Raw genomic sequence first — 24,303 nt, forward strand, 5'->3', positions numbered from 1 at the left:
AACTGCTTTCTAAGTAAAATAACCGATTAGAGAGTGAACTGCCTGGACTTCATTGTTTACTTTAGTGTCCAGTCTGAAATTCTTTGGAAGATACAGTTCGGTAACACTGTTCGTTGCAAACCCGTATCTTGTCCCTTTGTGCAAGGTTTCTCTGACTGGGATTTCTATAGCAATCGGCGCAAAACTCTGCTTGAGTCTATGGAGAACTTTTATTTTATTGTTATGGGTATCTACAAACAAAAGTTCTGCACGTTCATTTAAATCATAAAAGAGCTTTGATTTTTTTGATGTTCTTGCCCCCCTTGTAGTTTTGACATTCTCAAGACGTCCGCTTAAAGGGATCCGCAATATACCGACATTTCTGTAATCTAATTCTATAACTATTCTGTAGGCATACTCACCGCTTTCAAGTGTATCTATAGATTTTACAGTGCCGTCAACAGGAGAGACTACGGCTTTGTCATCCAAAAAAGTATTCTCTCTTTCCGGATTTCTGAAACTGTACATAAAAAACAGTGCAAGAACAAAAGCAGAAAATGAAAAAAACTCTAAATCCAAAAGCCCAAATACCAGGGCGGCAAACAAGGCATAAAGAATATATTTATACCCGTTTTTGCTTATAATAAAAAGGTTATTTTTCATCACTTTTTCCGTCACTGTTCTCGGTGTCTGTCATGGTGGCATCTGCTTTTAGCTCTTCTTCAATACTCTCACTGTTTTCTACAACTTTAGACTCTATGCCATTTTCTTTTTCAAAATTTATAATAATTTCTCTGACTTCGTCCCCTGTAATATTCTCTTTTTTATAAAGCAGTGCAACCATTGCTTCAATCGCCCCACTGTACTCTTTTAAGCGGTTGACAACGGCTTTATAGTGCTCATCCAATGACTTTTTGATGTATTCATCCATCTCCTCTGCCATTCTTTCACTGTACTCACGTGTCGCCTGCTGCGGACCGCCCAAAAATGACTGACGGGATTTTTCAAGCACCATAAGTCCTGCAATATCACTCATCCCGTATGTCTGAACCATTGATTTTATAATGTCTGTGGCACGTTCCAAATCATTTCCCGCACCTGTAGAAATTTCACCGATAAATACTTCTTCGGCAGCACGCCCGCCAAGCAGAGTATCTACTTCTGCCCACAGTTCATGCATCTGCATCATATATTTGTTTTCTTCAGGCTTGTTCAGTGTATAGCCAAGTGCTGCCAAACCGCGAGGCACTATAGAGACTTTGGAAACTTTTTTTGCTCCGTCTGTTGTCTCTGCCATCAAAGCATGTCCGCTTTCATGGTAAGCAACAATTTTTTTCTCTTTAGGATTGATACGGCGAGATTTTTTAGCAAGTCCTGCCAAGGCACGCTCAACCGCTTCATACATATCTTTTTGTTTCACTGTTTTTTGACTTTTTCTTCCCGCAAGCAGTGCTGCTTCATTGACTATGTTTGCCAGGTCTGCTCCCGCGAGTCCCGCTGTCAAACGGGCCAACTCTTCCAAATCCACATCTTTGTCTATTTTGACATTCTTTACATGTACTTTCAAAATTTTGACACGCCCTTCAAAATCCGGTTTGTCAACAAGCACCTGTCTGTCAAAACGTCCGGGACGCAACAGTGCCTGATCTAAAATTTCCGGTCTGTTGGTTGCAGCTAAAATTATGACAGGCGTATCTGTTCCAAAACCGTCCATCTCTGCCAAAAGCTGATTGAGTGTCTGTTCCCGTTCATCATTTCCGCCCATAACACCGCCGGCTGCACGGCTTTTACCGATAGCATCTATCTCATCTATAAATATAATACTCGGCGCATCTTTTTTAGCCTGTTCAAACAGATCTCTTACACGCGCAGCACCCACACCGACGAACATCTCTATAAAACTCGAGCCGCTGACTGAGAAAAAAGGTACTTCCGCTTCTCCGGCAACAGCCTTTGCAAGCAGTGTTTTACCGGTTCCGGGACTTCCGACCAGCAAAACACCTTTTGGAATTTTTGCACCGATTTCCACATAACGACCGGGATATTTCAAGAAATCTACAATCTCCTGCACCTCTTCTTTCGCTTCTTCCACACCGGCTACATCATCAAACTTTGTATCCGGTTTTTCCGAATTAATCAGCTTTTTGGAATTTCCCATTCCGAGCAGTCCCCCACCCATACTTTTTTGCATACGGCCGGCAAAAAACATCCAAATGGCAATGATAATCAAAAATGGGAACAGCCAGCCAAACATCTCGGTAAACCAGTTTGTTTCACTGAAGCCTGTATAGTCGATTTTTTCTTTGTCCAAAAGCTTTATTAGTTCATTGTCCCCTTTGACAACTCTTGTTGTGTAGATTTTTGAACCGTCTGTTGATATGGCCCTGATATATGTCTGGCCTATTTCAACTTTTTTTACTGCTTTGGATTTCACAAGCGCTTTGAACTCTGAATAGTCAACCGGCTTAATTCTTGTTGTTGATGTTCCCATCACAGAACTGTTGCCGGCACCTTCTCCAATCATTACTTTAAACAACAAAATTACTACTACTGAAAATATTGCAAATGTTATCAGTGGATTTTGATTAAAAAAGTTGTTATTGTTGTTTTTGTTTTCGTTATCTGCCATTTTTATTTTTTCTCTCTTTTTAAAACTAATGTAACCCATTCGTCCTGGGCTATTCTTTGTGTTATTTTACAGTCTTTATAAGCATTGAGAACTTTTTCTTCATACTTATTCAGTATACCTGATAAAATCAAGATTCCGTCCTCTGCCATTGCTTTTTTCAGATCATTTGCAATAAAAGTCAACACATCTGCAACTATATTTGCCACGACTATAGTGTACTTTTCATCCAAATTTGAAGCAGAACCTTCCCATATGGAGTGAAACTCCAAATTATTCAATTTTGCATTTTTTATAGAATTTTCAACCGATACAGGGTCCGTGTCACAAGCATCCACGACAGCTCCAAGCTTCATAGCTGCAATGCCCAGTATACCGCTGCCGCAGCCTACATCCAAAACTCTGTCATTCTTTTTCACATGTTGAGAAATTGCGCGCAAAGAAGAAGCAGTTGTCGGATGATGCCCTGTACCAAAAGCAAGCGCCGGATCTATTACTATGTTTATCAGGTTTGGATGATTGTCATTCCATGTAGGATGGATGTAAAATTTATCTATAACAAGGGGTTCTATACTGTTTTTATAAGATTCTACCCAGTCATTGTTTTGGAGTTTTTTTTGTGTACATTCTACGTCTACAGATTTGCCGAGTGCTTTTTGTAAGGCCTCTGCAAACTGCTCAATCCCCCACATTATAGTGTCGAGTTCTTCTTCACTTCTTATAATGAATCCGTTGTCTGTCTCTTCAAACCCGATCGGTAAAGTATCTGCCAAAAAATCTGCAAAGAGTTCATGATGTGAAGAGACTTTCACTACTAATTCGTAGTAATGCTCTTGCATTACTCAGATACACCCATCACGGCAGCAAGTTTTTCTTTTAAAACCTGAGGCGTAAACGGTTTTACAATATAATTGTTTACTCCGGCTTTAAGTGCTGTAATAACCTCTGCTTTTCCACCTTCAGTCGTAACCATAATGATAGGTGTATCTTTAAAGCGCTCATCCGCACGAACTTTTTTGACAAGCTCAAGCCCGTTCATCTCAGGCATATTCCAGTCTGTGATCAGCATATCAATATCAGGATTTGCGTCCATTTGCGCCCAGCCTTCAACACCGTCTGCACCTTCAAGTACATCTTTATAACCAAGTCGAGCCAATGTATTTTTTATAATACGGCGCATTGTAGAACTATCATCAACAACAAGTAATTTCAATTGAAATCCTTTACATAATATTTTGCATAATTTATATCTAATAATAGCAAAATTCTGTTTGTTTTGCTATTAATTTACCAATTTAAACATTTTGGCTAAATCCAACCTGCCCTCATAATAAGCTTTTCCTATGATAACACCATCCACTTCACCCGTGGCTATCAAAGCTTTTATATCCTCTTCATCTTTCACACCGCCGCTTGCAATTGTGCTTATTTTACCGGCTCTTGCGATATCAAGTGTAAAATCTACATTGACGCCGCTGAGTGTACCGTCTTTGCCGACATCTGTGCATATTATCGCCTCTACACCGGCATTTGCAAACTCTTTTGCCAGATCAGTCGCACGCATGGTACTGACTTCGCCCCAGCCTTCGACTGCCACATATCCGTCTATGGCATCTATGCCTACTGCGATGGGATATTTTGCCGCCATATCTCTTACAAACTGAGGATCTTTTACCGCAATAGAACCTAAAATAATCCTGTCAATTCCGATATCCAACATCTTTTGAATCGTTGCTTCATCACGAATACCACCGCCAAGTTCAAGTTTTACATCTGAGTTTTGACGAATTTTGATGATTTGTTCAAGATTTTTAGGCTCTCCCGCAAATGCACCGTTTAAATCAACCAGATGCACCCACTCCGCACCCATTTCTTCAAATTTTTTCACTAATTCATAAGGCTCGTTTGAGTAGATTTTCGCACTCTCCATCAAACCTTTTGTCAAACGGACTGCTTTGCCGTCTTTTAAATCTATTGCCGGATATAATGTCATATTTCTCTCTTCCTTTTCTCTTACAGTTGTATAAAATTTTCTAAAATTTTCAAACCGTTTTTATGGCTTTTTTCAGGATGGGGCTGTATTCCCATTATATTACCGTGAGCAACGGCAGAAGTAAATTTATAGCCATAATATGTTTCTCCGATAATGTCATTGGCATCTTTACATGCAACATGGTATGTATGTACAAAATACAGATAATGCTCATCATCCAGTCCTGCAAACAGAGGATGCTCTTTTGTAAACATTCTGTTCCAGCCCATATGCGGAACCTTCAAAGGTTCATTGAATTTTTTCGTATCAAACTTTACAACACTGCCTTTTATAAGCCCGAGCCCTTCATGTTTTCCAAACTCTTCGGAATTTTCAAACAAAAGCTGCATTCCGAGACAAATTCCAAGCATCGGTTTGTCACTCTTTGCAAATTCCTTTATGGACTCTACCATATTCCGTTCATGCAAATGCTGCATCGCATCACCAAAAGCACCGACACCGGGCAATATCAGCTTGTCATACTCTTTAAATTTATCAGGATTACTCTCAACTACTGTCTCTTGTCCAAGCTTGGCAAACGCATTTTTCACACTTGCCAAATTTCCCATGTTATAATCAATTATTGCTATCATTATTCATCTATCTTTAATTTTGTAAATTTGATATATATTGCCAAAGAGACTATCAGAATACCTACACCCGCAATAATATACATAGAATAGATCAGCTTGTTTGGATCCGTAATTGCAAACTTGAATACAAGCATTAATGCTTCAATGGAAAGTGCAATAATGATAGAACCCAAAAAGCGGACCATCGTTTTGTGCGGACCTGCTATGTCATGTTCTTTATAGCGTCCTAATATCTCCTCTTCAATAAGGGTTTTGGAAAGATCAAAAATTGCCAAAGAGAGTGTAAGCAAAATTGTTGCTTCAAAAACATCTTTAATCTGAAAATGACCTATTGAAATTCCATATTCAAAAAAACTCTCTATCCCTTTTACGAAAAGCAAAAGTGCTATAGCCACCAAAGCAAATGCAAAAGCACCATAAGTCCACTTGAAAAATTCTCCAAAGAATATATCCATTTTATTGAGATGTGCAATTTTCAACACTTCTTCAAGCGGCATATCAATACATGCCACATACCTGAGCGAACCGTTTTCATCAAATATAGGCGCTGATGCCGTTACAGTCAAATCACCTGTAATGAGTGACGGATATGGATCGGTAATCGTACATCTGCCTTCTCTGACTGCACGATAGTAGTATGCACGGTCAGCACGAATCTTTCCTATATCATCATCTATCCGATCATCTTTTGTAAAAGTCGGACTTACCTGTACACCCTTGTGGTCAAGAAGGTACACTCCCTCACAGTTTTCAAGATCTGCTTTTATTTTAAGCAGTCTCGGCATAATCATATCTTCACTTAAAGAAGGAAGTCTATTGGGAATATTCTTTGAAAAAAGGTAACAAAAATATGCTCTGGCTTTTGTTCTGCCTTCGGCAAAATGTTGAATATCTATAGGAACCATACAAGTCACTCCTTCTTAATTTATTTGAATTATATCAAAGATTTACTATTATTGGTATAATGTCATTGATGAAAAAAGATATTAAAAATATTGCTATTGTCAGACTCTCCGCACTCGGAGATATAATCAACAGTGCAGTTGTATTGCAGTTTATCAAAAAAGAGTATCCTGATGCAAAAATAGACTGGATAAGTGAAGAGATTTTTTCAGATATTTTACAAAACAACAAACACCTGCATACAGTTCACACTGTCAATCTAAAAAAACTCAAAAAGACAAAAAGCTTTTCCTTGCTACAAAAAACATTCGCTGAGCTCTCTATGCTGCCCGATTATGATATTATAATAGATATGCAAGGACTTTTAAAGTCAGCAGCAGTTGCCAGAATCATAGGGAAGAATACCCATGGTTTTGATAAAAATTCAATACGTGAATCTTTGGCCGCACTTTTTTATAAAACGACCTCCTCTGTCCCGTATGAAGAAAATGTTATAAAGCGCAACTGCTTTGTTGTTGCTGACGCTCTCGGATTTGAGATTACGGATGCTATGATTTTAAACAAAGAACCCGTTTTTTCACAAACAAAAGAATTTTCACTGCAACGTGAGAAAAAAAACATTGCCTTTGTGATAGGCGCTTCCTGGCCTTCAAAAATTTATCCAAAAGAGTCTGTTGCGGACATTTGCAATAGACTCCAGGAGCAGTGTTACATTATTTGGGGCAATGCATCTGAAAAAGAGGATGCTGAGTGGATTGTGCAACACTCCAAGTATGCCGAACTGGCACCAAAACTCACACTGGTAGAACTTGTATCTTTTATATCGAGCATGGATCTGCTTATAGGAAATGACACCGGTCCGACACATCTGGCATGGGCGCAAAACATTCCCTCCATTACACTTTTGGGTCCGACTACCACGAGAATGATTTACGAAACGCCAAAAAATACAGCACTCAAATCACCCTCAAAGGTAAATATTCTTAAAATTAATAAAAATGACTTCTCCATTAAAGAAATTCGTCCTGAAGATGTCACACAAAAAGCAAAGGAGCTGTTAACTAATGGGCTATAATTTCCTCCTCGTCATTGAACATATTTTAATGCTAGTGCCGCATAAGGCACGCAAAGCATTTTTTACCTTTTTGGCCTTTATCGGCTACAAATCAGCAAAAAAATACCGTCGTATCGTCAGACAAAACCTCAACTATGCCTTTGACAACAGTATGAGTAACGAAGAAATTGACACCATCACACGCTACAGCTTTAAAAACCTGCTCTATAACTTTTTACACCTTATGGAAATTCGCCATTTGAGCAAAGAAGAAATTGCCAAGAGAATTACAGTAATAAATAAAAAAGAAATTGAGAGAATTCACAAAGAAGGCCGTGCCGTTATTTATGTGACTCCCCATTACTGCGCCTGGGAACTTGGTGCGGCAGGACTTGCTTTACATGTAGAACCCATTGCTCCTGTTTACAAAAAGCTCAAAAACAGAATCTATGAAAAATGGCTGCTCGATGCAAGAGCAAGATTTGGCAACACCAATCTTGAGAAAACAAATGTTGTCAAACCTCTTATACGCCTTATAAAACAGGGAAAAGCCAGCGGGATTTTAATAGATACCAATATCAATGAGAAAGAGGGTGTTATGGTGAATTTTTTAGGCAAACCGCTGCGTATGACGGCAACACCTGCTTATTTGGCACGCAAATTCAATGCCGCCATAGTGCCCGTACACATAAGAACTGATGATGAAGAAAATTACACAATAATTATAGCTGATGAGATAAAAATTGATAAAACAGAGAATGAAAAAGAAGATATACAAAAAGCAACACAGCTCCAAGCCGACTGGCTCACTTCCATCATCAAAAAAGAGCCAAAGTTTTGGTTTTGGCTCCATCGTCGATGGAAAAACGACAAACCAGAAATTTATACCTGATTTTTTGTTTCACACTCTTGCGTTCTGGCTTCAAAAAGTTTTAAAATTGCAAGAAAAAAAGCTGTTATTGCAGGCCCTAAAATCATTCCCCAAAATCCGAAAGTTGTCAGCCCTGCAATAATTGCAAAGAAAATAACAAGTTCGTTGAGCTGTGCATCACTCTCTTTGAGCAGTCGATTGTTTATCTCCTTAATTATCAAAGGCTTCACAAAAGTATCTGCTATAATTGAAATCACAATAATTGAATAGAGTGCTATAAAAACAGCATTTGCATTATGTCCTACCGAAAATTCATAAATCATAAACGGAAGCCACATTAAAATTCCTCCTATAACAGGAAGTAAAGAAGCAAATCCGTACATAATGCCAAAGAGCAGGCCATTATAGCCCATAAAAGAGACTGCTATACCAAAGAGTGCACCTTCAAACATTGCCGTAGCGATGATGGAATAAAAAACAACACTCATAACAGCGGAGAGTTCCCGTGCAAGTAAAGTACTGTCTTCAACAGACATCTGGACAACACGTTTGAGAAACTCTACAATTGTAGAACCGTTATACAAAGCAAAAAAGTAAAAAACAATGACCAAAAAAGCATTTTTTACAAAACCTGCACTGAATGTTCCAATTTTTGCAGCTACATGTAAAGCATTTGTAGTCAAACTGTTGATATCTATTCCTTTTAAAGAATCTGCAAGATAAGGTTTTAAAAAGAGCAGAAATTTCGGTGGATTGGTAATCAGCCCGTTTATATAGAGTTCTATATTTTGCAAACTGCTCGGCTCCAAATTGTTCAGCTTGATTGTGAGTGTTGCCAAAAAGTAACCAAGCGGTGCAAAAAAGAGCATGGCAAGCAGTAGACTTGATACAAATGCCGCCAACAAACGAGAGGAAAACAACTCTTCAAAATAGTTATTGATCGTAGCCGTAGAAATTGCCAATAAAGCGGCAATAGTCATCACAAGCAAAAAAGGTTCATACAGAAGATACATCCAGTACAAAGATGTAGCAAACAAAACAGCTATAAAATATTGTGATTTCATCTAAAAAAGTGTCCCGTCTTCATTTACACATGACATATTTAAGACATCGTAGGTTGCGGGTGTTGCCCGTCTGCCCTTTGCTGTCCGTTCCAAATAACCGTTTGCAAGCAGATACGGTTCCAAAACATCTTCTACCGTTCCCTCATCTTCACTTAATGCTGCCGCGATAGTGCTCAGCCCCATTGCACGTCCTTTGGCACTTGCTAAAAGCGTCAGCAGACGCAGATCCATTTCATCAAAACCGTGTGAATTGATGCCCAGTTCATCCAATGCATATCGGGTACGCTGATGATTTATATTTTTTTCATCGGCAACTTCCGCAAAATCTCTCACGCGACGCAACAAACGCAGGGCAATACGTGGTGTTCCACGACTTCTTTTTGCAATCTCCAGAGCCGCTTCATGAATGATTTGGCATTCGAGCTTATTCGATGCCTGCACAATGATTTTTGCCAGTTCTTCCTGATTGTAAAAATTCATGCGAAAACTCATACCAAACCTGTCTCTTAATGGATTTGAAAGCATTCCCGCCCGTGTTGTCGCTCCTATAAGCGTAAATCGAGGCAAATCAATCTTGACCGTCTGTGCAGCAGGACCACTGCCGATGATAATATCTATTCTATAGTCTTCCATAGAAGAGTATAGAATTTCTTCAACGGCAGGAGAGAGCCTGTGTATTTCATCGATAAAGAGAATGTCCCCCTCTTCCAGGTTTGTCAGAATTGCTGCTAAATCACCGCTTTTTTCTATCATCGGTGCGGCTGTTACTTTAATATTTGCATTCATTTCATTGGCGATAATCAAGGCTAAAGTTGTTTTACCAAGTCCCGGAGGTCCGTAGAACAAAACATGATCAAGTGCTTCGTCTCTTTTTTTTGAAGCTTCTATAAAAACAGCAAGATTCTTTTTAATCTGTTCCTGCCCTATATATTCACTCCAGGCATCAGGACGTAATGTAACTTCGCTGCTCTCTTCTTCAAGAGAAAAAGTTTCAATATCTACAACTCTTTCCATTAGTATATATGTTCCTCTGTCGGAAATTTACGGTTCACAACCTCATCCGCATACTCTTGCAAAGCTTTTTTAACCAGAGTGGCCCCATCAAGATATTTTTTTACAAATTTTGGAGTAAATTCTTCAAAAAACCCCAACATGTCAGAAAATACCAAAACCTGGCCGTCTACATCAGCACCTGCACCTATTCCTATAACCGGTATCGTCACACTCTGTGCGACCTCTTTTGCAACCTCGGCTTTTGTTCCTTCTATCACCATACAAAAGGCACCTGCTTCTTCAACTGCCTTGGCATCTTTGAGGAGCTGTTCTCTTTCATCAGCAGTTTTCCCTTTGACTTTGTATCCGCCTTCACTTCTTACCGACTGTGGCAAAAGTCCTATATGTCCACATACTGCAATGCCGTTCTCTGTCAAATGTTGAATAATCTCTGCTTTGTCTGTTCCGCCTTCTATCTTCACACAGTCTGCCGGTGTCTTTTGAAAAACTTTTATAGCATTATGTAAAGCATCTTCTTTACATGTATAGGTTCCAAAAGGCATATCACAAATCACAAAACTGTTTGGTGCCCCTTTACAAACGGCATTTGTGTGATAAATCATTTGTTCCAATGTGGTACTGATTGTATCATTGCGGCCTGCAAAGCTCATATTTAAACTGTCACCAACCAAAATCATATCTGCACTTGGTTCGAGCAGTTTTGCAAAGAGTGCGTCATAGGCCGTTATCATTACCAAAGGCTTTTCACCCTTTCTTTTTTTTATAGCTGTTATCGTTAATTTTTTACTCATTTTAAAACTCTTTATTATATTATATAGATGTATTTTAGCCAAAAATTGCTATAATCTGAACTATACAGGAGAATTATTTTATGGGTGTAAGAAGTGATTTAGAAGAAAACTTTGATTTTGAAATTATTGATGAGTTTTTGGATCACTATGCTATGATGGTTGAGAGCATGGAAGTTATGATTCTTGACCTTTCAAAACCCAATATGTACGAAAGAAGTGTCAATGAACTTTTTCGTGTATTTCATAATATAAAATCAGCAAGCGGTTATTTGAAAATCATACCAATGAATAAACTGGCTGCTTTTGTTGAAGATGAGCTTGAATCTTTACGTCAAAAAAAACCGCCTGTCAGTGATGAAACAACAGACTGGCTGTTAAATATCAGTGATATGTTTGCTGTTTGGAATGACGACTTGAGACAGAACAACAAACTCAGTAAAATAAAATACTCCTTATTAAAAATCCCTGACTTGGAAAAATAATTTGAAAAACTTAGTAGCATACATAACATCCGGCTATCCGGAAAAATCTTTTACAGTTGACTTGAGTCTCGCCCTTGCACAAAGCGGTGTCGACACTTTGGAACTCGGTGTTCCTTTTTCAGACCCTGTAGCTGATGGTCCTCTCATAGAAAAAGCAAATCACAAATCACTTGAACTTGGATTTAAATTTAAAGATTTACTTGAAATTTCCAAAGAGATTGCCCCTCAGGTAGATACACTCTGGATGGGTTATTTCAACAGTTTTTACCAGCAAAACATGCAAAATCTCATTCCTTTGGCAAAAGAACTTGGCATAAACGGACTGATTATTCCGGATGTTCCCCATGAAGAGGCGTTGACATACAAAGATTTATTTCAAAGCAACGGTATTGCAAACATCTCTTTTGTTGCACCTACAGACAGCGAAGAGAGGATACAGACTGTTGTCAGCGATGCGCAAAAGTTCATCTATATGGTTGCTTATACTGGGATAACAGGCTCAGGAAAAGCCGAAGATCTGCAGCCTTTTTTGCACTCTATCAAAAAATACACCAAAACACCCGTATATGTAGGTTTCGGTGTAAACGAAAAAACAGCAAAAGAAAAAGTGCAAGGTGCTGACGGGGTCATAGTCGGGAGTGCTTTTGTAAAAATTTTACTCAATAATGATATAAACTATACGCAAAAAATCACTCAATGCTGTGAACTTGCAAAAGTGATTAAAGATAAAATCAACACTTAGGGCTTTATTTCAAAAAGCACCAAAAGTGTTTTTTGCAGCATATTCTCATTGTCATCACTGACCATCAAATATTTGTTTGCATACATATGTGTCAAGCCTTCAAAATTATCAAGTTTCCAACCGTTTGAGGAGTCAAGTTTAGCTAAAACTTCACTTTTGCACACTCTGGACTCACTGCATGTATCTAAGTATACTTTCATCAAAGCAGTTACCCGTCTGCGTGTCAAATAACTAAAATCACGCAGCAGTACCAAAACAGTATCTTCTGAAAAAAACTCCATGCCTACTATACTGCCACCAGCACTGAATTTAAATATTTGATCTTTCGTATAAAGTGTATGATATTTTACATCTGTATTTTTCAGCGGCAGTTCCGGTGCCGTCACAACACCATATTTGTCATTACATGTAACGGCTTCGAGCCCTTTGTTTTTGCTGGCATAATTATTTTTGTTTTGCAGATCTTTATGAATTTTTATTTTCTTTATTTTCAATCCGTTTTTTGAGTACCAAACAACACGCTGTTTTCTCTCAAACGATACCAGCAGTCTGTCTTTGCAAAGTGCCAAACCTTCCGCATCCCTTTTTTTCTTTTTTAACTTCTTCCCTTTTTTGTTTTTCAAAACATAGGCATCCAGATATTGCAAACTGCTGATTTTATTCTTTCGAATATTTATGAAAAATTTATATAAATATCCCTGGTCACTGACAAAATAAACAACCCCGTTTTCATACACAAGGTCTGAAATTTCATGAAAAGGAATACGTTTTTTAGTCTCAAAATGTAAGATTTTTGCATCAAGTATTTTTATTTTTTGTTTCGTTACATGTAAAGTATTGTCTGGAGTAATTTTATACGCAGTAATTTGTGCATGAAGTTGTAAAAAAAACAATAAAGCAAAGAAAAAGTATTTCAAAAGTTTTGCCTTTTTTTGGTCTCCCTACGTGGACTCGAACCACGAGCTATCCCTTAGGAGGGGACTGCTTTATCCAGTTAAGCGATAAGGAGAAGAAACAGTATTTTTTTATATGAGCAGAAAGATTCTGCTCACAGATACTGTCTGAATGTTTTAAAAAGTATAACTGACACCGGCAAAAATGTTATTTCCGCGCGGACCGTCTATTAAAGAGCCTTCATACTCTCCTATGAGTGCCCAATGCGAAGAGAGACCGTATTCCATTCCGGCAGCATAGGTAAATCCGTCATTGGTTCCGTCAATACCAAAAGCACTGATTTTTTCTTTCTCAATTTCCCATCCTGCTTTTCCAAAAAGAACAATTTCCTCATTTACATGATATCCGTACAGCAAATCTATACCGTAACTGTAATAATCTGCTCCCGCACTTACATCTGCCTCACCGACAACAGATTTTGTAACCGTAGTATGTGTGTATGAAAAATCAAATTCTGTAGCAAAACCATAGCCCAGTCTATATCCCAAATCAATTCCGAAACCCTGTCCGGTGTCACCTTTTAAAATCGCTTCAGGTTCTGTGCCTTTTGCTTCTTCCGTATAATTGTCACCTAAACTCAACAGTCCTTTGGCAACGATATAAAGGTTTCCTTCTTCATGGTGTTTTGCCTCAATATGTGCGCGAGAAGCATCCGCTTCCTCAGGAACTTCGCCGGCAAAGAGTGTTGTTGAAAGCAGAAGCATTCCACTCAGACATAAAAGATTTCGTATTTTCATTGTTTCTCCTTAGAATTATAAACGTATTGTAATCTTTTTTTATAGAAATAAAGCTTATCCGCCAAGTTGATATGGATACATTACGAAAATCAATGCAAAAACAAGGTTACTCCAAACAGATTCTTAACGGATGCAGTCTAAGAAGCATTAAAGATGCTTTATTAGAAATTCCTGATGCTTGGCAAGGATTAATTTTCAAATTAATAACTTGGAGAAAATGCCACCCCCCTACCATGACCAGCAATGAAATAAAATACCTTATCATAGAGCTTCATTAGGGCAATTCTTTTTTATTTTTTCCAGAAAAAGATATAGTTTTTTCTGGGTTTAATCTCACTCATATCACCATTAGACAAAATATGACCAAAAATAAGGTTATAATTTTCTAAAACAATTTGAAGGTGTGTTATGACAACCAATCAAACAGCGAGAGTTTTAGAACTTTTAAAAAGATTTAACAGTGGAGAAAAAGTTTGTATTGATGTTTTACAAAACGATGCAATGTGGTTTGGAAAAAGTGAAAAAACAATCCGTAGAGATCTTGATGTAATCAAAGAGTATTTTCCTGAGAGTTTTGATCTTATTCGCGGTGGCAAGGGTGAAAAGGGATGTTATAAAGCGATAACAAAAGAGATCTTTAACAACTTTTTAGACCAAGACACCTTAGCTTTAATGGTACAGACGTTTAATATTGCACAAAGAAACAATATTTTAGAGAGTTTAAATATAGATGAGAATGATAAGAAAATTATCAATACAAAAATCCAAAAATCAAAAGAGTGTTATGAATTTGTCACAAAACCTTTTGAAACAAAGAAACAGGATGTCAAGCTTCTGCGTGAGATGGAGAGAGCAATCACATACAAGCAATATATCACCATCACACAACAAGAAGCAAAAGGAGAGAGCAGTTATGAGCTCAAACCTTATAAAATTCTCTTTATCAATGAAAACTTTTATCTTGTGGGTGAGAATGCAAATGAAGCTTACCCTTTTAGTATTTTTAGAGTTACAAATATTACAGATATTGTGCTTCATAAAAAAACATTTCATCATAATCCGGATATAGTTGACTTTGTAAAAACCATACAAACCCCCTACCCCAAATATACGCCATCTTTTAGAAAACACCTTATAGAGGTAGTGGTAGAAGTAAGCCCAAAGAAAGCAAAATATTTCAAGATGAAACAATTTTTACCTTCTCAAAAGATTATAGAGCAAAAGAATGATGGAAGTATATTGTTCTCATTTACGGTAACACAGGAGATGGAGATAGAAGATCTTGTAAAAAAGTGGATTCCACATATGAAAGTTGTTTCACCTAATTCTTTGAGAGAGAAGATTGAAACTGATGTAAGAGCATATTTGTTATAATATTTCACAATAGTTTTATTCATTGACAATATCTGTCCATAGCAAAGAGTAATATATCGCAAACTGATGAAGGAATCAAAATGTACAACAAAATCATATTGGTGGGAAATCGCACAAGAGATATAGAGATAAGATATTCTCAAAGGTTCTAAGATATGGATATGGATGATGAAAATCCATTTTAAGCTATAAATACGAACAAAATTTAAAAAAGGATTTTCACTATGCAAAAAACAATATTCGTTCTACTTTTACTCTTGGCTTCTATTATTAGCGCAAGAGAGAATGTAACTGTTACAAAAGTGATACCACTCACACTTGATGCCTCACTGCAAAAACAACTACAATCTCTCTGATGTGTCAACCCTATTTCATACTTATCCATAAAGATTCTAAGCTGCTGTTTCAACTTGTAACATCATTTTTTCTTCAAACTCGACAGGTGATAGATTTCCATTTGCAGAGTGCATTCTCTGTCGGTTATAATAAACTTCGATATACTCGAATATAGCCTGATTAGCTTGTGCTTTTGTCTCGAAAATCTCATGATAAATGAGTTCTGTTTTTAGTGTATGAAAAAAGCTTTCTGCCACCGCGTTATCCCAACAGTTCCCTTTGCGTGACATACTCTGAATTATGCCATGTTGTTGTAATAAATCCTTGTGAGAGTATGAAACATATTGACTACCTCGATCAGTATGCCAAATCAAACCTTTTGCTGGTTTTCTTGCAGTGAGTGCCATATTTAAGGCATCATTTACAAGTGATACTTTCATCGTGTCATCCATTGACCAACCAACAATGCGACGGGAGTATAAATCCATTACAGTCGCTAAATATAGCCAGCCTTCATTTGTTGGAATATAAGTTATATCTCCAACATATTTCTCATCAGGATAAGAAGCATAAAAATCTCTGTTTAAAATATTCGGTGCAACTGGTAGATTATGATTGGAGTTTGTTGTATTGATTCTATAGCGTTTTTTCGTCTTTGCAACAAGTCCCAGCTCACACATTATACGCCCTATGCGACGACGAGAAACAACAAATCCATACCTTTGTACCAGTTTATCTTCGCCAATTCTAATATCAAGTGCAATTTTTTAAAAGTAAGTTGAAAGGTAGGGTTAACTGATAACCTGCTAATCTATTTCAACCAAAAAATAAGAAGTAGCATGAGATATAAACAATTAACCCTAGAGAAACGATACCATATTTCAGCTTTGCAAAAGGCTGGATTAAACCAAAAAGAAGTTGCAAATGAACTTGGTGTGCACCCATCAACAATAAGCAGAGAGCTTAGAAGAAATAATGATAAGATAAGAGGCTATAATGCAGAGCTAGCTCAGATTATTTCAACAAAAACTGAGATGCAAAAAAGAAAGAGACACTCACTCACGAAACCTATCGAGAAATATATCAGAGCGAAGCTAAAACAGGACTGGTCGCCAGAACAGATATCAGGTCGTATGAAACTCGATACTGGGGTATCAGTAGTTCATGAGACTATCTATCGCTACATTTATACCAACAAAAAGAATGGTGGTAAACTTTACCAGTACCTCCGACACAAAAACAAGAAGTATCATAAGCGAAGTAATGACTATATGGCGAGAGGTACTATTATAGACCGTATCATGATAGATAAGAGACCAAAGATTGTAGAGAAAAAGTCTCGCATCGGAGATTGGGAAATTGACACTGTAGTTGGTAAAGATCATAAAGGATTTTTAGTTACTGTAGTTGACAGAAAATCAAAATTTGCTATCATTAAAAATGTACCAACTAAACATGCCGAAGTAGTAACCCAAGCGCTTATAGAGATGCTCACACCAATGAAAAAGATCACTCATACAATTACAAGTGACAACGGCAAGGAATTCGCATATCATAAACAAGTAGTAGCTGCACTGAACACAGATTTTTACTTTGCTAATCCATATCACTCTTGGGAGAGAGGATTGAATGAACATACTAACGGATTAATCAGGCAGTATTTACCCAAGAAAAGCACCTTTTTAAATGTCTCAAAGGATGAAATCATTATGATTCAGAACAGACTTAACAATCGACCTAGAAAAATCCTTGGATATAAAACTCCATATGAGGTGTTTTTTAGTGAAATGAGTAAAAAGTTAGCTAGTTAAATTAGGTGGAAATTGCACTTGATATTAGAATTGGCGCTTTAATTCGTCGGGTACCGTAGTTCTCTCTTCCCTGCATAAAGATAATTTCAATGAGTTCATTAAGTTTTTTATCTATCTGTTGCATCTGGCATCCTTGCTTTATCCAGTGGTAATAACTTGCTTTATCGACTTGAAGTATTCTACACATCACTGCTATTTGAAACTCGTTTGAGTGTTCTTGTATCCATGCGTATTTTACAGAGTTTCTTTTGCGAAATACGCGGTTGCCTTTTTTAATATGTCACGTTCCTGCTTGAGGAGTTTGTTCTCTGCACGCAGGCGTTTATTTTCCTCTTCTGCGGTTTCTTTAATGCTGTTGCTTCTTGTAAACCCACCTCTTGGTGCTATGGGAATATTATTGGCTTTTTTATACTCTCTAACCCAATTATAAAGCGTTTTTTCATTAACATCCAAGTCCCTAGCAATCTTTGCTGTTGACTCTTCTGAATTTAAAACTAACTGCACACTGGAATCTCTAAACTCTCTTGTATATTTACTGTTTCTCATCTTCTCTTTTTCCTTACTCATACTGATATTTGATCTCAGAATTGCTAAATGTTCTGAGTATGAATAAGTGTAGCCACATCATTTGATTATGGAAAAAGGGAATTAGATGTACTCCCAGCATCTATAGACAAGCTTATCTCCCGTGGTTATATCAAGATAAAATATTCAGAAACAGTATATACAATTGACACATTACATAATAAAGAGCTGTTAAAAGAAGGCTTTGAAGTTATAAGCCGCCATGATGAGTATATTCAAGAGGCACAGCAGATGAAAATAATCACCCATCACTATAAACAAGAACCTCTTGTCAAGTATGTTTCACATGAAGAGTTTGCACAGGAATACCAAAAGATGGATAGATATATTGAGCAGATGGTAAAAAAATTTCTGCATCCTGATAAAGAAGAAGAGTTTGGTGATGTGAAAGAAAATTGGGTGCCGCAACGATAGCTTATTTTTGCATGCAAAGAACTTTTACATGAGCATAGCAATAAAAGCTATGCTAAAAATCATTGCCCTACATAAGAACCGTCAGGCGCCAAAGTTGCAGTATTACCACCAACATAAGAGCCATCAGGGGCCAAAGTGCTTGTTGATCCACCTACATAATTACCATTTGGCGTCATAGTACTGCTCGAACCCCCTACATAAGAACCATTTGGGGTTAGTGTTGCACTATTCCCTCCTACATATGTGCCGTCAGGAGCTAAAGTTGCAGTATCCCCACTAACATAACTACCATCTGGAGCTAAAGTGTAACTACCTGCCAATGCCATTGTTGATGCCAAAACTGCACCTATTATTATTTTTTTCATCTTCTTGTTCCTTTTTTTGAAGTGTAAAGATTATAGGAAATTAGATGGACAAGTTTTGTCAATTAATAAATTCTTATGCCAATTCTGACATCAAGTGTTATTGTTATTTGAGAAGAGACAGACTGAATAACATACCATTAAAATTTATTGGTTAAATAGGTGAGGAAGTTTAAGTATGGTGCGCCCGACATGATTCGAACATGTGACCGCTGGTACCGCAAACCAGTGCTCTATCCAGCTGAGCTACGAGCGCACACCATTCTCTGATTGAGAGGCTGAAATTATATCACTTATAACTTATATAATTATAAAACAGTGTCTAATCTTCAATTTTTACTAATATTTCTTCTACTTTTTGATTTTGCAAATACAATTCATGGTTTTTTCGTACATATGCCTGGAGTAAAACTTTAATATCATTGTTTCCTTCCATGTTAAAATCTTTTATCATCTGTTTCTGTAAAAAATTGGCAAATTTATCTTCCACATCAACATCAAATCTGCGGCCTCCGATATGTAGTCCAATTTTTTTACTCATTATATTATTAACCTAAAATACTTTCGATTTTATTTACAATTTCTTCTATTTCTATATCTTTTTGAGCATTTTCTTCATGCAGTCTTTCAATTTCCTGATTTTTCAATGCACAATCTGCTTTGAGTGTCACGATTTCATTTCGCATCTTCTCATTTTCATCTATGAGCGTATGATATTTTTCAAGAATACTTGAAACTTTTTCACTGAGTTTATTCAAAGCTGTTTGATTATCCATTTGCGTTTCCTAATATTAATTAATAAATTTCTTCTTTAGAATTCTAACATAATTAAAGTACATAGGATAAATATTATCTCTAATTTGCTATAATTTATAGATAATTAAAAGGCATGAAATATGAATAAATTTGAAGACTACTGCACAAAATTTGTACAAAGTATCGGAAGTAAAGAAGGAGCGGTCTCTCCGAGTATAGTATCCTCAGCTTCTTTTTCTTATGGAAGTCCGGAAACAGCAGAAGGGATTTTCAATGGCAGTGTAAAAAAGCCTCTCTATTCAAGAATGGGCAACCCAACAACAGCAAAACTTGAATCAATCATGGCAGAGATGGATGGTGGTATTGGAGCTGTTGCAACAAGCTCAGGGATGGGAGCAACATCTCTTGCCGTAATGTCCCTGCTTTCTCAAGGAGATGAAATCATTAGCATAGGCGGATTGTTTGGCGGGACATACGCACTGTTTGATGAAACTCTCAGCAGATTTGGTATAAAAACTCACTTTTTTGATGTTGACGAATTTGACAGCATAGAAAATGCCATAAACAAAAATACAAAAATAATTTTTTTAGAAAGTGTCGGTAATCCGAATATGAGGCTTCCTGATATTAAAAGAATCGCTGCAATTGCGAATGAATCAAATGTAGCGCTCATCGTTGACAACACTATTACTCCCTTAAGTGTTTCGCCCTTGGCTCTTGGTGCTGACATCACGGTTTATTCAACTACGAAAATCATCTCTGGAAATTCCTCTGCACTAGGCGGTTGTGTGGTTTTTCGCGCCATACATGAAAATGCTGACAAATTTAAGACAGAACGTTACGCATTCCTTGAAAAGTTTATCAAAGGAGCGGGGAAAACGGCTCTCATACCTAATGCAAAAAAACGGGCTTTACGAGACTTGGGAATGAGCGCAAATGCACATGCCAGCTATCAAACGTTACTCGGACTCGAAACACTGGCACTCCGACTTCCAAGAATAGTCAAAAGTGTTGAAACAGTGGCCCTGGAACTTGCCAAACATGGTATAGCGGTAAACCATCCGTGTATTCAGTCTCATCCTCACCATGCACGGTATAAAGAAGATTTTCAATATGGATGCGGAACCCTTTTGACAATTGATATGCAAAGCAAAGAGCGTGCATACGACTTTTTACGTAAAACAAAAATAGCAACAATTACTGCAAACATAGGCGATTCAAGAACACTCGCCCTGCATATGGCATCAACTATATACAGTGATTTTGACGAAAAAACCAGAGAATTTCTTGGAATTACCGACGGTCTTATTAGAATTTCTATCGGACTTGAAAACCCGGTAGAAATTATAAATGATTTTATTCAAGCAGCAAAGTAGAAAAAATGGCAACAAAAACAGACTTAGAAATAGATGAACAGACAATACTGAAATATCCAAAAAAATATTTTGTATTTTTACTCAATGATGATTATACGCCTATGGATTTTGTAGTCGATATTCTCATGGAAATTTTTCATAAAACATATGAAGAAGCGCAGGATATTATGCTTGAAGTACATAAAAAAAACAGAGGTTTGTGTGGTGTTTACACATATGAAATCGCAGAGACAAAGCTTAAGCAAGTACGTCGCAAAGCGAAAGACAACGGCTTTCCCCTAAAAGCCACAATGGAGGAAGAATAACATGATAAGCTCATCACTCAATGATATATTTCAAAAATCTGTAATATTTGCAAAACAGCTCCACCATGAATACCTGACAATTGAGCATATATTTTACCTTTTGTTAAGTTCGGATGAGGGCGCATCAATTATAGAAACATGTGGCGGAAATGTGTCAAAAATGAAAGAAGAACTTGGCGAATACATCAAAAAAAATATGGAAACACTTCCTGCCGATATAATACAGGACCCTTATGAAAGCGTAGCGCTTTCCCGTTTGATTGATAAGATGGTGCGCCATGTTCAGTCATCCGGTCAAACGAATGCGGATATAGGGGATCTTTTGGCAACTCTTTTTGAAGAGAAACATACATTTGCCTATGCTTTGCTCAATAAATACCAAATAACAAAACTGGATATATTGGAAGTAATTTCACATCCTGACACAGACCAGGATGAAGAAGAAAAAGAGTCTAATTTACGAAAATACACAATAAACCTTATAGAAAAAGCCAAAGAAGGAAAAATTGACCCTGTAATAGGCAGAGATAATGAAATTCAAAGAGTCACACAGATACTCTGCAGAAGAAAGAAAAACAACCCTGTACTTGTAGGTGAACCAGGCGTTGGAAAGACAGCAATAGCAGAAGGACTGGCTCTGCGTATTGCAGCGAATGATGTTCCTGACATAATCAAAGACTCCAATCTTTATGCGCTTGATTTAGGGGCATTGCTTGCAGGAACAAAGTACAGAGGAGACTTTGAAAAACGCCTTAAGGGTGTTATGGATGAACTCAAACGTGAACCTAAAGCAATTTTATTTATAGATGAGATTCATACACTTATAGGAGCAGGAAGCACGAGCGGAACAATGGATGCAGCCAATCAGCTCAAGCCTGCTCTTGCTTCAGGCGAAATAAAATGTATGGGAGCTACAACTTTTGCAGAATACAGAAACGGGTTTGAAAAAGACAAAGCACTCAGCAGAAGATTTTCCAAAATAGATGTTAATGAACCATCGAAAAAAACAAGCTATCTCATTCTCAAGGGACTTCAAGGCAAATATGAAAAACACCATTCTGTGCAATATACAAACAAGGCATTAAAAACAGCAGTGGATCTCTCTAAACGCTACATTACAGACAAATTTTTACCAGATATTGCCATAGATTTAATTGATGAAACAGCAGCATCATTTCATCTTCAAAAAAGAAAAAAAGAAAAAGTAACCGCAAATGATATTCAAAAAACTATAGCATCTATTGTGGGTATCAGTAATTCAAAAATATCTAATAATGAAACGGCATCTTTGCAACATTTAGAAGATAAACTCAGACAAAGAGTTATTGGTCAGGAAAAAGCTGTAGAGATGGTGACAAAAGCTATTAAAATATCAAAAGCAGGACTAACACCTCCGAACAAACCCATAGCTTCATTTTTGTTTTCAGGACCGACAGGTGTTGGAAAAACCGAACTGGCAATTGCATTAAGTGAAATTTTAGGGATCAATTTTGAAAAATTTGATATGAGCGAATATATGGAGAAACATGCTCTCAGCCGTTTGGTAGGAGCGCCTCCTGGATATGTAGGATATGAGCAGGGAGGACTGCTTACAGAAGCCATCAAAAAGCATCCTTATACAGTTTTACTGCTTGATGAAATAGAAAAGGCACACCCTGAACTTATAAATATTTTACTTCAAATAATGGACAGCGCAACACTCACTGACAATAATGGCTACAAAGCCGATTTTCAGAATGTTATACTGATAATGACATCAAATATAGGAGCTCAAGCCAGAAATGTAATGGGATTCAATAAAGATGAATCTATTTCCAAAAACGAAGAACTAAAATCATTTTTTACTCCGGAATTCAGAAATAGATTAGATGCTATTATAGAATTTGGGCAATTGAGTCATGAAATAGTCGAAAAAATTGTACAAAAATTCATAGCAGAACTCAATAAAGAGTTAAAAAAGAAAAAAATAATTGTAACTGTTTCCGATAAAGTTATAAAATTTATTGCTGAAAAAACCTATTCACCGGAAATGGGAGCCAGACCGCTTAAAAGGTATATTAAAAATAATATTACCGATAAACTCAGTGATGAAATTTTATTCGGAAAACTTAAAAATGGCGGAAAAGTAGAAGTGATAATACAAAATGACACTTTAGAGAATGTATACGAAGAAGCTTAATGTATTTGCCGCAGCTTGACAATTATTCACTCTCCTTTCCTGATCCCCATGATGCGAACAAAGAAGGTATAGTAGCATGGGGAGGAGATTTAAATCCCTCTAGATTATTAAAAGCATACCAAAATGGTATTTTCCCCTGGTACTCGCAGCAAGACCCGATACTGTGGTGGTCAACGAATCCGCGTCTTATTATGGAGCTTGATGACTTTAAACTAAGACGTTCATTGAAAAAAAAATTGAAAAAGTTCGAATATGCATTTGATAGCAGATTTCAAGAAGTTGTGCATAAATGTGCTTCTGTTGCAAGAAAAGATCAAAATGGTACATGGATAAATAAAGATCTGGCAGAATCATTCAATGTTTTGCACGGCATGGGTATAGCTCACTCAGTTGAAAGTTATCTCGATGGCAAACTGGTAGGCGGGCTGTATGGATTGACAATAGGAAAAGTGTTTTGTGGAGAATCAATGTTTGCAGAAGTCAGTGATGCGTCAAAAGCTGCATATACGGTATTGGTAAAACATTTAAAAGTATGGGGATATGATTTTATTGACTGTCAGGTACCGACACCACATCTTAAATCATTAGGAGCAAAAGAAGTTTCAAGAGATTATTATCTTGAACGTTTGTATAAAGTAAATATGGATATTGTAAAAAATGAATGGATTGTTGATAAAAATCTGATCAACTAGGCAGCGACCTACATTCCCACAAGTGAAACCTGCAGTATTATCAGCGATGAGAGGCTTAGCTTCTGGGTTCGGAATGGGGCCAGGCGTTTCCCTCTCTCTATAGCCACCTAGACAAGATCAGATATAAAGACATCTGACTGATGTATTTATATCTGATCTTACAAGGACCAGTTGAGTGAGTTAATGATTGCTCATTAAGTTAGAATTGGTAAAATCAACAACAGCCGGCACTAAAGTACCGGTTCCAAATAACTACTGTAATAGTTCATAC

Annotated in this window: 30 protein-coding genes, 2 tRNA genes and 1 rRNA gene; 12 read left to right on the plus strand and 21 right to left on the minus strand. The window is 37.2% G+C overall.

What is annotated here, in order from left to right; genetic code table 11:
- Window positions 1–9: 9 nt before the first annotated feature.
- The 7 genes from MLC35_RS09275 to MLC35_RS09305 all read right to left on the minus strand — a co-directional run bounded on the left by MLC35_RS09275 (window position 10) and on the right by MLC35_RS09305 (window position 6,135).
- On the minus strand, window positions 10–642 hold the full coding sequence (locus tag MLC35_RS09275; RefSeq protein WP_434636687.1) for a phosphatidylserine decarboxylase: 633 nt from the start codon (window positions 640–642) through the stop codon (window positions 10–12).
- Window positions 632–2,608 (minus strand): ATP-dependent zinc metalloprotease FtsH, encoded by a 1,977-nt coding sequence (gene ftsH / locus MLC35_RS09280; RefSeq protein WP_434636690.1) that lies wholly within the window; start codon window positions 2,606–2,608, stop codon window positions 632–634. Before ftsH ends, MLC35_RS09275 begins: the two co-directional genes overlap by 11 nt.
- Before the next feature lie 2 nt (window positions 2,609–2,610).
- The gene (locus MLC35_RS09285; protein ID WP_151899729.1) at window positions 2,611–3,444 is read right to left on the minus strand and encodes a 50S ribosomal protein L11 methyltransferase; all 834 of its coding nucleotides are present in this window, start codon (window positions 3,442–3,444) and stop codon (window positions 2,611–2,613) included.
- Window positions 3,444–3,818 (minus strand): chemotaxis response regulator CheY, encoded by a 375-nt coding sequence (locus MLC35_RS09290; RefSeq protein WP_151899728.1) that lies wholly within the window; start codon window positions 3,816–3,818, stop codon window positions 3,444–3,446. Before MLC35_RS09290 ends, MLC35_RS09285 begins: the two co-directional genes overlap by 1 nt.
- Before the next feature lie 69 nt (window positions 3,819–3,887).
- The gene (hisA, locus tag MLC35_RS09295; protein ID WP_151899727.1) at window positions 3,888–4,598 is read right to left on the minus strand and encodes a 1-(5-phosphoribosyl)-5-[(5-phosphoribosylamino)methylideneamino]imidazole-4-carboxamide isomerase; all 711 of its coding nucleotides are present in this window, start codon (window positions 4,596–4,598) and stop codon (window positions 3,888–3,890) included.
- A gap of 20 nt (window positions 4,599–4,618) precedes the next feature.
- Window positions 4,619–5,230 (minus strand): imidazole glycerol phosphate synthase subunit HisH, encoded by a 612-nt coding sequence (gene hisH / locus MLC35_RS09300; protein ID WP_151899726.1) that lies wholly within the window; start codon window positions 5,228–5,230, stop codon window positions 4,619–4,621.
- Entirely contained in the window at window positions 5,230–6,135 is a 906-nt protein-coding gene (locus tag MLC35_RS09305; RefSeq protein ID WP_151899725.1) for a PDC sensor domain-containing protein, read from the minus strand. The genes hisH and MLC35_RS09305 overlap by 1 nt, the downstream gene beginning before the upstream one ends.
- A gap of 68 nt (window positions 6,136–6,203) precedes the next feature.
- Here MLC35_RS09305 and waaC point away from each other — a divergent pair, with 68 nt between their 5' ends.
- Window positions 6,204–7,208, plus strand: a complete 1,005-nt coding sequence (waaC, locus tag MLC35_RS09310) for a lipopolysaccharide heptosyltransferase I (protein ID WP_434636693.1) — start codon at window positions 6,204–6,206, stop codon at window positions 7,206–7,208.
- The gene (locus tag MLC35_RS09315; protein WP_434636695.1) at window positions 7,198–8,079 is read left to right on the plus strand and encodes a lipid A biosynthesis lauroyl acyltransferase; all 882 of its coding nucleotides are present in this window, start codon (window positions 7,198–7,200) and stop codon (window positions 8,077–8,079) included. Before waaC ends, MLC35_RS09315 begins: the two co-directional genes overlap by 11 nt.
- On the opposite strand, the gene MLC35_RS09320 is transcribed toward MLC35_RS09315, so the two are convergent.
- The 3 genes from MLC35_RS09320 to panB are packed head-to-tail and all read right to left on the minus strand — an operon-like array spanning window position 8,070 to window position 10,927.
- A complete protein-coding gene (locus tag MLC35_RS09320) occupies window positions 8,070–9,122 on the minus strand; it encodes an AI-2E family transporter (protein ID WP_418640643.1) in 1,053 nt (350 codons plus the stop codon). The two genes, MLC35_RS09315 and MLC35_RS09320, sit on opposite strands and share 10 nt — an antisense overlap.
- Complete coding sequence (ruvB, locus tag MLC35_RS09325; protein WP_151899721.1) at window positions 9,123–10,136, minus strand: Holliday junction branch migration DNA helicase RuvB; 1,014 nt, start codon at window positions 10,134–10,136, stop codon at window positions 9,123–9,125.
- Window positions 10,136–10,927 (minus strand): 3-methyl-2-oxobutanoate hydroxymethyltransferase, encoded by a 792-nt coding sequence (gene panB / locus MLC35_RS09330; protein ID WP_434636697.1) that lies wholly within the window; start codon window positions 10,925–10,927, stop codon window positions 10,136–10,138. The genes ruvB and panB overlap by 1 nt, the downstream gene beginning before the upstream one ends.
- A gap of 80 nt (window positions 10,928–11,007) precedes the next feature.
- Between panB and MLC35_RS09335 the strand changes: the two genes are divergently transcribed.
- Together MLC35_RS09335 and trpA are read left to right on the plus strand one after the other, a co-directional pair.
- Window positions 11,008–11,409, plus strand: a complete 402-nt coding sequence (locus tag MLC35_RS09335) for an Hpt domain-containing protein (RefSeq protein ID WP_151899719.1) — start codon at window positions 11,008–11,010, stop codon at window positions 11,407–11,409.
- A 1-nt stretch (window position 11,410) separates the two neighbouring features.
- Window positions 11,411–12,151, plus strand: coding sequence for a tryptophan synthase subunit alpha (gene trpA, locus MLC35_RS09340; protein ID WP_434636699.1), 741 nt, complete (start codon window positions 11,411–11,413; stop codon window positions 12,149–12,151).
- Here the strand turns inward: trpA and MLC35_RS09345 are convergent.
- The 3 genes from MLC35_RS09345 to MLC35_RS09355 form a co-directional block, all read right to left on the minus strand.
- The gene (locus MLC35_RS09345) at window positions 12,148–13,068 is read right to left on the minus strand and encodes an esterase-like activity of phytase family protein (protein WP_434636701.1); all 921 of its coding nucleotides are present in this window, start codon (window positions 13,066–13,068) and stop codon (window positions 12,148–12,150) included. The two genes, trpA and MLC35_RS09345, sit on opposite strands and share 4 nt — an antisense overlap.
- Window positions 13,069–13,084: 16 nt before the next feature.
- Window positions 13,085–13,160, minus strand: a tRNA-Arg gene (locus tag MLC35_RS09350).
- Between the two features lie 61 nt (window positions 13,161–13,221).
- A complete protein-coding gene (locus tag MLC35_RS09355; protein WP_346389837.1) occupies window positions 13,222–13,842 on the minus strand; it encodes a porin family protein in 621 nt (206 codons plus the stop codon).
- 408 nt (window positions 13,843–14,250) lie between these two features.
- On the opposite strand from MLC35_RS09355, the gene MLC35_RS09360 reads away from it, so the two are divergent.
- A complete protein-coding gene (locus MLC35_RS09360; protein WP_434636703.1) occupies window positions 14,251–15,216 on the plus strand; it encodes a helix-turn-helix transcriptional regulator in 966 nt (321 codons plus the stop codon).
- Window positions 15,217–15,440: 224 nt separating this feature from the next.
- Window positions 15,441–15,572 carry a hypothetical protein gene (locus MLC35_RS09365; RefSeq protein WP_418640649.1) on the plus strand — a complete coding sequence of 44 codons (132 nt, stop codon included), beginning with the start codon at window positions 15,441–15,443 and terminating at the stop codon, window positions 15,570–15,572.
- A 36-nt stretch (window positions 15,573–15,608) separates the two neighbouring features.
- Here MLC35_RS09365 and MLC35_RS09370 read toward each other — a convergent pair whose 3' ends face one another.
- Window positions 15,609–16,316, minus strand: a complete 708-nt coding sequence (locus MLC35_RS09370; RefSeq protein ID WP_434638313.1) for an IS3 family transposase — start codon at window positions 16,314–16,316, stop codon at window positions 15,609–15,611.
- Window positions 16,317–16,391: 75 nt separating this feature from the next.
- On the opposite strand from MLC35_RS09370, the gene MLC35_RS09375 reads away from it, so the two are divergent.
- The gene (locus MLC35_RS09375; protein WP_434636706.1) at window positions 16,392–17,363 is read left to right on the plus strand and encodes an IS30 family transposase; all 972 of its coding nucleotides are present in this window, start codon (window positions 16,392–16,394) and stop codon (window positions 17,361–17,363) included.
- Between the two features lies 1 nt (window position 17,364).
- Here MLC35_RS09375 and MLC35_RS09380 read toward each other — a convergent pair whose 3' ends face one another.
- A complete protein-coding gene (locus MLC35_RS09380) occupies window positions 17,365–17,487 on the minus strand; it encodes a hypothetical protein (protein WP_434636708.1) in 123 nt (40 codons plus the stop codon).
- 110 nt (window positions 17,488–17,597) lie between these two features.
- Window positions 17,598–17,909 carry a transposase gene (locus MLC35_RS09385; protein ID WP_434636711.1) on the minus strand — a complete coding sequence of 104 codons (312 nt, stop codon included), beginning with the start codon at window positions 17,907–17,909 and terminating at the stop codon, window positions 17,598–17,600.
- Between the two features lie 270 nt (window positions 17,910–18,179).
- On the opposite strand from MLC35_RS09385, the gene MLC35_RS09390 reads away from it, so the two are divergent.
- A complete protein-coding gene (locus MLC35_RS09390) occupies window positions 18,180–18,362 on the plus strand; it encodes a hypothetical protein (protein ID WP_434636713.1) in 183 nt (60 codons plus the stop codon).
- 59 nt (window positions 18,363–18,421) lie between these two features.
- Here MLC35_RS09390 and MLC35_RS09395 read toward each other — a convergent pair whose 3' ends face one another.
- From MLC35_RS09395 to MLC35_RS09410, 4 genes are all read right to left on the minus strand, one after another.
- Window positions 18,422–18,727 (minus strand): hypothetical protein, encoded by a 306-nt coding sequence (locus MLC35_RS09395; protein ID WP_434636715.1) that lies wholly within the window; start codon window positions 18,725–18,727, stop codon window positions 18,422–18,424.
- Between the two features lie 176 nt (window positions 18,728–18,903).
- Window positions 18,904–18,980: transfer RNA gene (locus tag MLC35_RS09400), tRNA-Arg, on the minus strand.
- A 66-nt stretch (window positions 18,981–19,046) separates the two neighbouring features.
- Window positions 19,047–19,265 carry a hypothetical protein gene (locus tag MLC35_RS09405; protein WP_418640652.1) on the minus strand — a complete coding sequence of 73 codons (219 nt, stop codon included), beginning with the start codon at window positions 19,263–19,265 and terminating at the stop codon, window positions 19,047–19,049.
- Window positions 19,266–19,272: 7 nt separating this feature from the next.
- Entirely contained in the window at window positions 19,273–19,500 is a 228-nt protein-coding gene (locus tag MLC35_RS09410; RefSeq protein WP_151899624.1) for a hypothetical protein, read from the minus strand.
- A gap of 120 nt (window positions 19,501–19,620) precedes the next feature.
- Here MLC35_RS09410 and MLC35_RS09415 point away from each other — a divergent pair, with 120 nt between their 5' ends.
- Genes MLC35_RS09415 through aat form a run of 4 tightly spaced genes read left to right on the plus strand, consistent with a single transcriptional unit; the run spans window position 19,621 to window position 24,032 of the window.
- Entirely contained in the window at window positions 19,621–20,856 is a 1,236-nt protein-coding gene (locus tag MLC35_RS09415) for an aminotransferase class I/II-fold pyridoxal phosphate-dependent enzyme (RefSeq protein WP_151899623.1), read from the plus strand.
- A 5-nt stretch (window positions 20,857–20,861) separates the two neighbouring features.
- The gene (locus MLC35_RS09420; protein WP_151899622.1) at window positions 20,862–21,161 is read left to right on the plus strand and encodes an ATP-dependent Clp protease adaptor ClpS; all 300 of its coding nucleotides are present in this window, start codon (window positions 20,862–20,864) and stop codon (window positions 21,159–21,161) included.
- 1 nt (window position 21,162) lies between these two features.
- A complete protein-coding gene (clpA, locus tag MLC35_RS09425) occupies window positions 21,163–23,340 on the plus strand; it encodes an ATP-dependent Clp protease ATP-binding subunit ClpA (protein ID WP_434636717.1) in 2,178 nt (725 codons plus the stop codon).
- Entirely contained in the window at window positions 23,340–24,032 is a 693-nt protein-coding gene (gene aat / locus MLC35_RS09430) for a leucyl/phenylalanyl-tRNA--protein transferase (protein WP_434636719.1), read from the plus strand. The genes clpA and aat overlap by 1 nt, the downstream gene beginning before the upstream one ends.
- Here aat and rrf read toward each other — a convergent pair.
- Window positions 24,028–24,143 (minus strand): 5S ribosomal RNA (gene rrf, locus MLC35_RS09435). The genes aat and rrf overlap by 5 nt on opposite strands.
- Between the last annotated feature and the right edge of the window lie 160 nt (window positions 24,144–24,303).

Origin of the sequence: Sulfurimonas sp. NW7 (assembly GCF_051132265.1) — a bacterium.
In the GTDB taxonomy this organism is placed as follows: domain Bacteria; phylum Campylobacterota; class Campylobacteria; order Campylobacterales; family Sulfurimonadaceae; genus Sulfurimonas; species Sulfurimonas hydrogeniphila.